General features: G+C 23.9%; 2 protein-coding genes. Both read right to left on the bottom strand.

The annotated features are described in order from the left end of the window. Window positions 1–139 precede the first annotated feature (139 nt). Complete coding sequence (locus AOG55_RS00235; RefSeq protein ID WP_054964522.1) at window positions 140–331, bottom strand: hypothetical protein; 192 nt, start codon at window positions 329–331, stop codon at window positions 140–142. Window positions 332–340: 9 nt separating this feature from the next. Next, window positions 341–727 (bottom strand): hypothetical protein (locus AOG55_RS09435; protein WP_162216740.1); only part of this gene is annotated, 387 nt, incomplete at its 5' end.

Raw genomic sequence — 727 nt, 5'->3', positions numbered from 1 at the left:
TAGTATATTAAAGCAAACGAATATATTATAATTATAAAAGCTCCAAAATATATACCTAAAAGCCATTTAGTTAGTATTGCAGCTACTAACTCGTAAACCATTAAAATTAGTAAAGCCATGTTAAAATACAAAGATTTTTTTATCTTTTCCATTTTATCACCGATATATTAAAGCCATTATAAGAACTATGTATTACTGACAGTGTAGAAAAAACCAAACCAACCAGTGCTTCTATAAGAGAGCCCAATGTCAGAAGTACATAAAGTCCAACAATCATGATTAATGCTATATAACCAACAATACATACTGCAAACCACCTGTTATTGGCCATAGCTATTCCTTAAGTTTTATTTATTTCCATATTTTTTATGTTATTATTTGTTAACTTCAGTATATTATTCATTGCCAATGCTATATATGAATATTCTATTCCAAATTTATTTAATGTATTGTTATTGGAATTCATATAAGTAAATGAAATTAATTCCATACTGTTTATTAAGTTTTTCATTTCATTATTATATGTTGATTTATAATTCAATGTAAATTCATTTCCCAATAATATTTTTGATGAATTTATTGGCACAATATTGGCATATAAATATGAAATATTATCATTGTTATTATTGCATATTATATTGCCTATTTCCACCTTATAATTTTTAAATGTATCTGTAAATGCTATTGTATATCTTATATTGGAATTATTGTAATACTGTAATAAAAT

This window comes from Acidiplasma cupricumulans (assembly GCF_001402935.1).
GTDB classification, from domain to species: domain Archaea; phylum Thermoplasmatota; class Thermoplasmata; order Thermoplasmatales; family Thermoplasmataceae; genus Acidiplasma; species Acidiplasma aeolicum.
The sequence above is the reverse complement of the archived record's forward strand: the minus strand, read 5'-3'. Positions and strand labels throughout refer to the sequence as shown.